This is a genomic window from Candidatus Paceibacterota bacterium (assembly GCA_041666545.1).
In the GTDB taxonomy this organism is placed as follows: domain Bacteria; phylum Patescibacteriota; class Minisyncoccia; order Phycocordibacterales; family JBAYGS01; genus JBAYGS01.
The window spans coordinates 105,850-112,462 of sequence record JBAYGS010000003.1 but is presented as its reverse complement, the minus strand read 5'-3'; the positions used below and the strand labels follow the sequence as shown (position 1 = coordinate 112,462).

The following is a 6,613-nucleotide window of genomic DNA, read 5'->3' as shown; positions in this document are numbered from 1 at the left end:
CCATCGCACGCGGACCGCGCGAAGCACACCGGCGTGGTCCTTGATGTAGAAGATATTGGCCCAGCCGTTGTTCAACAGAACTCCGACTTCACCATCCTTCTGTTTCTCCATTAGGTAGAACATCTCCGTCAGGGTGGTTTCTGCCCTCTCCTCACAGCCGAGTTCCGGGATGATTGCCTGCTCGTCTCCCGGAAGCAATACATCGTGCGCCGACCGGAGCAATTTGTGAGAGAGGATGACCTGCTTGCCAATCGGGTCTTCGGTCTTTCCTTCGCCCGACAGGAACCACGCGGTAAAATTGTCGCCGAGGTAACTGATTTTCACCGGAGCGTCTGGCCCGGTGTTGACCACGAAGCGGTCCTTGGCGACAAACTTGCTCGCGGTTGCCGGAATCCTGACCATCGAGATGAACTCGAGGAGGGGTGCGGGGACAGGTTTGGGTTTAGGCTTGATGACAATTTCGGCTTGGTTGTCCAGAACAAGCCGAAGGTCGTCAAGTCTGGGATACTGTCCGAGCTTTGTAATATGCTCGGCAGTAAAACCACGGCCTTCGAGTGCATTGGCCAGTTGATTTATCTGGCCTTCTTTATAGTTGGACATGTCCAACTCCTTTCGGGCACATGTGCCCTTTGATTTTTTGTTGTCGCTGGACTCTTCGCCACAGCCCCGACCCTCGCCTTGCGGGCGTCGGGGCTGTGGCGAAATTTGGCCTCAATTAAGGCTTTCTCAAACTATTTTAAGGAACAGAATTTGTCTAAAGTATACACCTAAACTAGCTACTTGTCAAATAGCCGACCGTGCTGAAAGTCCCTAAACATCCTTTCCGCTGTAATGCGTCCACCAGCGCCGGGGCCTTCGATGATTTTCTCGCCATTTATATACAGGCAGTTATTTACTCCTTTGGGAAATTTAAAATCTTCCGGAACTTTTATAAACCCGGCCTTAATTTCATTTTTATTTATCAAAATCGAACAACGCAGACCCACCTGGTATTTTGAGACTGCGACATCCGCCGGTTTAACCACTCGATTAAACAGCTTTGAATGGTTAACGGTGATGACAGCTTTATACAAGACATCTCTGAGTTCATTTTCAATCACCTCTTCAAAATTTTTTGACCCAGGTTCGGCAAAACCCTTTGCAACGACTTCGGAGTAGGCTTCCTCGGTCTTAATACCCCGACTAAATTTTTCTCCAATATAATTCAGCGTGCCGTTTACCACCGCCCTGATTTCCTTTATCTCCCCTTTGTAATCGCTGATTGCATCCAAAATTCCCGAGTCCCCTCCCACGGTCGCGGAGTATTTAATTTTGCCGGAATATTTTTTAACAAATTCCCAATTATTGGCCAAGAAGGCTTTCTCACAAGTAATTACCCTCGCTCCGGCTTCAAGAGGTTTTTTGTAGTAAAACTCGGATATCTTCCCAATTCCGATACTCGGAGTCGAGATAAAAACAACTGAATCCTTATCTAGATACCTATGAAAATTTTCCGTGGTGTCGATTATAAAATCATTGGAATCATAAATTCCACCGGTACGAACGATATACTCAGCACTGAAGCCATGTTCAGAGAGAACCTGGCGTAATTCCTTACCGACATTGCCGTATCCCACAAGAATAATTTTCATCGGCTCACTTTTGAAATATATACTCTAACTGTTCAAAGCCTCCGAACCAGTAACACCAGACGCGGGAACAGAGATACGGACCCAGATTCGCCAGAAAAGACAAAATGGCGCTTATGACTTTTAGTGTAAAAAGAGTTAGCGGATTCACATAAGGTGCTTTCAAGTCCCAGCGTATCATCCAAGTGAGTTTCATAGATTTGACCTTTAAAGCGGCGCCGGAAAAACCTCCTTTAAACCCTGGATTAAAATACTCAGCAAAAGTGAAATCAAACCCTCGTTGATGTTCCGGGTGTGTAAACCCTCTCGAAAAGTGTGGTACCCGTATTTCCACCACCCCGTCTTTTGCGAGCAGTCGGTGGACTTGTATCATTATTCCAAACACATCGGATAAATGTTCTAAACAATGATCTAAAACTATGTGTTCGAAGTGATTGCTTGGTAAAACATCTAAAGATTTTGGGTTGTTTAAATCAAGAACTAAATCTGGGTTTTCGCGAACATTAATATCCACATTCAAGTAGCCTTTGAGCGGGAAATGTCCTGAGCCAAGATTGAGTTTCGTTTGCATGCTTGACATATCTATAAATATATTGTGGGGTGACTATCGGGAGTTGAACCCGAACTAAAAGCTCCACAGGCTTCTGTGCTACCGCTACACCATAGTCACCATATTGCCAAAACTATAAGCTATTTATAGCTAGGCGGTTGCTCATTTATACCACTTTTATGATTACTTAGTCTAGCCAAGGCATACAAAAGTGAAGAGAGGCGGTTTAAATATGCCAAAGTCGATGGCCCCACTTTTACTTTACCTTCTTCATTTACCCCTACCACTCGCCTTTCGGCTCGGCGCGCTAGAGTGCGAGCGAAATCAAAAGTGGCTCCGAGCTCGGTCCCGCCGGAGATAAAGAAGGTTTTAATCTGTGGTAATTCCTTTTCGGCCGAATCAACAAGAGATTCAATTTCTTTAACCTTCTCTTCAGTAATACTTTTCGGCGCTCCGGCTAATTCGGCTTGCACAATAAAAAAGTTTTCTTGGACACCATGAATGACATCTTCAAATCTTGAATCCTGAATCTTGAATCCTGAATCTTTCGCTTTTACTTTAACCAACCCTAAAAGCGAGTTTGCCTCATCGAGCGATCCTAGTGCTTCGGCAATCGCCGAACTTTTAGAGATTCGCTGATCACAACCAAAGGTTTTGGTAGTGCCGTTATCGCCTTTGCGGGTGTAGAGCATGCAAAGATTATAGCAAAAATTTAAAGATTAACTTTTGAACCATTACGCACGATTGACAATTAATCAAAATTGTATTAGGGTCAACAGCAGAACTGTCCCTAAACAATCGATTTGGAGAAAAAATGAGACTTAAATTCGACCCGTTTGCTTTTGAGTATCTCGAGATTGATGGCGTGCCAGTTTTTTACAAAAAGCTACCCTGGTGCCCGACAATCCACACAAGAATTATTCTGAAAATTGGAGCGGTAGATGATCCTGTCGACAAAGAAGGTCTGACTCACTTTCTTGAGCATATGCCTTTTGAAGGCTGCCGGATTTTCCCTAATCGTGAACTTGTTCGAAAGTTCACGGAAAAATTCACACTTGATTCATTCGGGGCATACACTGGTCACAGTGAAACTGCCTTTCGATTCAGAACCAACGAAGATAACTTTTTGGGAGTAATGACGGGGATTAAAAATGTCATCTTTCATCCCCTACTCGAACCAAGCACCGTTGCTGGAGAGCGTAAAGTCATCATTAATGAGGCGTGGGAAAAACTCGGTAACCATTCAGTGATAGAGCTAAGAAAACGGACGAGAAAAGATCTGTTTCTTGATCACCCGAGTTCTAAGTTCGACCGCCCTTTGGGATGGCCGGATACAATTGCCCAAATTACTGATGAAGACATCTCCGCTTGGCACAAACAGTGGTATCACAGAAACAACCTGGCTTTGGTGTTTGTTGGAAACCTCAATACCGGTTTGGTCCGTGAAGCGGCAAAGTCAATAGCCATCAACCTGCCTTGTGGCCAAAAGCCAACCTGCGTAGCTACGCCCTTATGTTGGCCGGCACCGCGCTCTAGCGGTTTTACCATTGAAACCCGAAAACTCTATGGAGCAACGGCCAAAATCAGTGAGCAAGCCACCCTACAGATCTCTCGTGTCATCGGCAAGTCTAGCGACCCTGAAATACTGGAAGCGGCGCTGGAGATGTTTAACAGGGCCGCAACCCAAGCAATAAGGGGCAAGCTAAAGGCGACCTACGATGTCGATGCTGGCGCCGTTGACTCACGTGATCATTCACTAGTTAGATTAGAAACCAGGATTCCGGCAGATATGGTCGGACCCACTAAGAATGTGTTGGCTGAAATCCAAAGCGAAATAGCCGACAGAAAATTGGCTGACCTATTCGGACAAGTACGGCAACAGCTAATTGATGACGAGATCTATTCAGAGATAACTGGTGGTCAAATTATCAACGCCGCCACTAACCAAATCGTACATGATGGCACGGTAATAGACCTGAACAGTAAAATCGAGCGACTACAAAAACTGTCTCACGAGGAAGTCTGTTCCTTTGTCGAGAAAGAGTTCGATCCTAGCAGGCTCTACACGATTACCGGATTACCTTAGCATCCAAGCACCCTAACTGGGTGCTTTTTATTTTGTGCACGGGAGAGGAAGAGGGACTTGGTCACAAGTTTTTGCCTGCTGAAAATTGTCGCGGGAGAGGACTTTGTCACGGATATTTTTCTGCTGAAAAATTCCGCGACCCCGCCTCGCGCCGTCGCGCTCCGGCTTTCAAGTCCTCACGAAAGCTCTCCCAGAGCTTTCTTCCCGCCGCAAAATCAAAAACGCCTCTCGGCGTTTGATTTTGTGCGCGGGAGAGGACTTGAACCTCCAAGCCTTACGGCACTTGCTCCTAAGGCAAGCGTGTCTGCCAATTTCACCACCCGCGCATTTGTTTGGCTATTATGTACGAGAAATCCGCTTTTTTCAACTAAATTCAACTAAAAATCCCTCCGTAATTCGGAGAGATTTTTACTTAGTTTCTGCTACAGCCTCTTTGGTTTCGGTAGCGGGAGCTCGGGATTCATCTTTTTCCTTCATGACATTTCGCATACTGCGACGAATTTCCTTGGCCGCCTTCTCGCGAATATAATAGAGCTTGGCTCGGCGAACCTTGGCTCGGCGAACAATCTCAATTTTGTCAATTGCCGGAGAATACATTGGAAATGTTCTTTCCACACCCACTCCATCAACAACCTTTCGGACGGTAAAAGTGGCACCAGCCTCGCTACCATGCTTCCGTGCCAAAACTAGACCATCAAAAGCCTGCGAGCGAGTCTTATCGCCTTCCTTGATTTTCACCCAAACCTTAACAGTATCGCCAGAGCGAATACCTTGCTTGGCGCGCAGAGCCATATCAACCGATGAAATTTTGATTCCCTTAGTCATATCTTTAAGACCGCTACTTTAGCATATTGGTTTTCCCTCTGCAACTTCCTTTGGTTCTAGCCTTTAATGGCAGTAAGTTCAATGGCTTTTTGGAAATCTTCTGGATATGGAGCTTTGAGTGTTACCTCTTTGCCACTTACCAGTTTGAGTTTGATGGCCAAGGCATGGAGAGCTAGCCTCTTGAAGCCTAGCAGGCTTTTTTTATCGCCATATTTTTTATCACAAATTATCGGGTGCCCGATTGCCTGTAGATGGACTCGAATTTGATGAGTCCGGCCGGTTTTAGGCTGAACTTCCAATAAACTAAAATCGGGGCTGGAAATAATTGTCCGATAGTCAGTCTCCGCCTCTCTCAACTTACCCCGCGTATCTTTACCGGCTGACCAAAGCCGAAAGTCTCCCCTTTTCCGGCCGATGGCCTTATCAATTTTGCCTTGCTTTGGTTTTATCTCGCCAACCACAAAAGCTTGATAGGTCTTTTCAGCTGTCCGATCCAAAAACTGCTTCTGAAAAAAAACAAAAGCTTTTTGATTTTTCGCGACCAAAATTAAACCCGAGGTGTCCTGATCAATCCTGTGCAAGATACCGTTGCGTTTGGTCTCACCACCATTGGCCAATTTTACGGAACCACCAACACCCGGGGTTTCTGGATAATTATCAGCCAGCCAGTCGGCAAGCGAGGTTTCCTTGGTTTTACCGTCGGCGTGTACGATTAAACCGGCCGGCTTGTTTACAGCCAGGAGATCATTGTCTTCGTATAAGATTTGAATAGTAGGAGTCATTCGTGTGCCCTTTTTGTAAGGGTTCTTAACTTTATTTCCCGCGGCGCCTTTGGCGCGTTGCGAATTCGGCCAAAATGTCTAAAAATTCCTTTTCGCTGAAATCCGGCCAGTAGGTTTTTATGAAGAATAATTCACTGTAAACCCCTTGCCATGGCAAAAAACCCGAAAGTCGCTCTTCCCCACTGGTCCGAATGATTAGGTCAGGATCCGGCATTGGATAAGTTTGCAAAAATTTATTGAAATACTCCTCACTAATATCATTTTGATTCGGCTTCTCGACCACGATTTTTTTGACGGCCGACAAAATTTCCTGCCGACCACCATAGTTCAGAGCAAAGTAAACATTGATATCAGCATTTTTGGCGGTCTCGGCTGTAGATTTTTTAAAAGCGTTTTGCAAATCAGCAGAAAATTTTGAAAGGTCGCCGACAAAGTGAAGCGACCCGCCTTCTTTGGAAAAATTCTCCAATTCCTTTTTTAAAAATTCGCCAATTAAGTTCAAAAGATAAACCACCTCGGTTTGTGGCCGTTGCCAATTTTCAGTCGAAAAAGTGTAAAAAATGATGTGTCTGACACCAACCTTTTTGGCCCAGCGGATAGTCTGCTTCAAGGTTTCGCCACCGGCCCGATGCCCTTCAACGACTGGTAAATTTTTAGTTTTAGCCCAGCGCCTGTTGCCGTCCATGATAATGCCAACACACTTGGGGATCGATTCAAGATTCATGATTCAAGAATTAGATTA

At 45.4% G+C, this 6,613-nt stretch carries 8 protein-coding genes and 2 tRNA genes; 1 reads left to right on the top strand and 9 read right to left on the bottom strand.

The window, feature by feature from the left end:
* The 5 genes from WCT25_03545 to WCT25_03525 form a co-directional block, all read right to left on the bottom strand.
* A partial coding sequence (locus WCT25_03545) for a hypothetical protein (protein MFA6536473.1) occupies nucleotides 1-600 on the bottom strand: 600 nt, incomplete at its 3' end.
* A 176-nt stretch (nucleotides 601-776) separates the two neighbouring features.
* Nucleotides 777-1,631, bottom strand: a complete 855-nt coding sequence (locus tag WCT25_03540) for a hypothetical protein (protein MFA6536472.1) — start codon at nucleotides 1,629-1,631, stop codon at nucleotides 777-779.
* A 4-nt stretch (nucleotides 1,632-1,635) separates the two neighbouring features.
* Nucleotides 1,636-2,199, bottom strand: a complete 564-nt coding sequence (locus WCT25_03535) for a class I SAM-dependent methyltransferase (GenBank protein MFA6536471.1) — start codon at nucleotides 2,197-2,199, stop codon at nucleotides 1,636-1,638.
* A gap of 25 nt (nucleotides 2,200-2,224) precedes the next feature.
* Nucleotides 2,225-2,298: transfer RNA gene (locus WCT25_03530), tRNA-His, on the bottom strand.
* A gap of 20 nt (nucleotides 2,299-2,318) precedes the next feature.
* Nucleotides 2,319-2,870 carry a cob(I)yrinic acid a,c-diamide adenosyltransferase gene (locus WCT25_03525; GenBank protein ID MFA6536470.1) on the bottom strand — a complete coding sequence of 184 codons (552 nt, stop codon included), beginning with the start codon at nucleotides 2,868-2,870 and terminating at the stop codon, nucleotides 2,319-2,321.
* Between the two features lie 122 nt (nucleotides 2,871-2,992).
* On the opposite strand from WCT25_03525, the gene WCT25_03520 reads away from it, so the two are divergent.
* Complete coding sequence (locus WCT25_03520) at nucleotides 2,993-4,264, top strand: pitrilysin family protein (protein MFA6536469.1); 1,272 nt, start codon at nucleotides 2,993-2,995, stop codon at nucleotides 4,262-4,264.
* Nucleotides 4,265-4,508: 244 nt separating this feature from the next.
* Here the strand turns inward: WCT25_03520 and WCT25_03515 are convergent.
* The 4 genes from WCT25_03515 to uppS form a co-directional block, all read right to left on the bottom strand.
* A tRNA-Leu gene (locus WCT25_03515) sits at nucleotides 4,509-4,590 on the bottom strand.
* 82 nt (nucleotides 4,591-4,672) lie between these two features.
* On the bottom strand, nucleotides 4,673-5,089 hold the full coding sequence (gene rplS / locus WCT25_03510) for a 50S ribosomal protein L19 (protein ID MFA6536468.1): 417 nt from the start codon (nucleotides 5,087-5,089) through the stop codon (nucleotides 4,673-4,675).
* Between the two features lie 56 nt (nucleotides 5,090-5,145).
* The gene (locus tag WCT25_03505) at nucleotides 5,146-5,871 is read right to left on the bottom strand and encodes an RluA family pseudouridine synthase (protein ID MFA6536467.1); all 726 of its coding nucleotides are present in this window, start codon (nucleotides 5,869-5,871) and stop codon (nucleotides 5,146-5,148) included.
* A gap of 31 nt (nucleotides 5,872-5,902) precedes the next feature.
* Nucleotides 5,903-6,595 carry a polyprenyl diphosphate synthase gene (uppS, locus tag WCT25_03500; GenBank protein ID MFA6536466.1) on the bottom strand — a complete coding sequence of 231 codons (693 nt, stop codon included), beginning with the start codon at nucleotides 6,593-6,595 and terminating at the stop codon, nucleotides 5,903-5,905.
* Between the last annotated feature and the right edge of the window lie 18 nt (nucleotides 6,596-6,613).

Excerpts from the sequence above, each read along its gene's own strand:
- WCT25_03540 (MFA6536472.1), bottom strand. The coding sequence starts at position 1,631 with ATGAAAATTATTCTTGTGGGATACGGCAATGTCGGTAAGGAATTACGC.
- WCT25_03535 (MFA6536471.1), bottom strand. The coding sequence starts at position 2,199 with ATGCAAACGAAACTCAATCTTGGCTCAGGACATTTCCCGCTCAAAGGC.
- WCT25_03525 (MFA6536470.1), bottom strand. The coding sequence starts at position 2,870 with ATGCTCTACACCCGCAAAGGCGATAACGGCACTACCAAAACCTTTGGT.
- WCT25_03520 (MFA6536469.1), top strand. The coding sequence starts at position 2,993 with ATGAGACTTAAATTCGACCCGTTTGCTTTTGAGTATCTCGAGATTGAT.
- rplS (MFA6536468.1), bottom strand. The coding sequence starts at position 5,089 with ATGACTAAGGGAATCAAAATTTCATCGGTTGATATGGCTCTGCGCGCC.
- WCT25_03505 (MFA6536467.1), bottom strand. The coding sequence starts at position 5,871 with ATGACTCCTACTATTCAAATCTTATACGAAGACAATGATCTCCTGGCT.
- uppS (MFA6536466.1), bottom strand. The coding sequence starts at position 6,595 with ATGAATCTTGAATCGATCCCCAAGTGTGTTGGCATTATCATGGACGGC.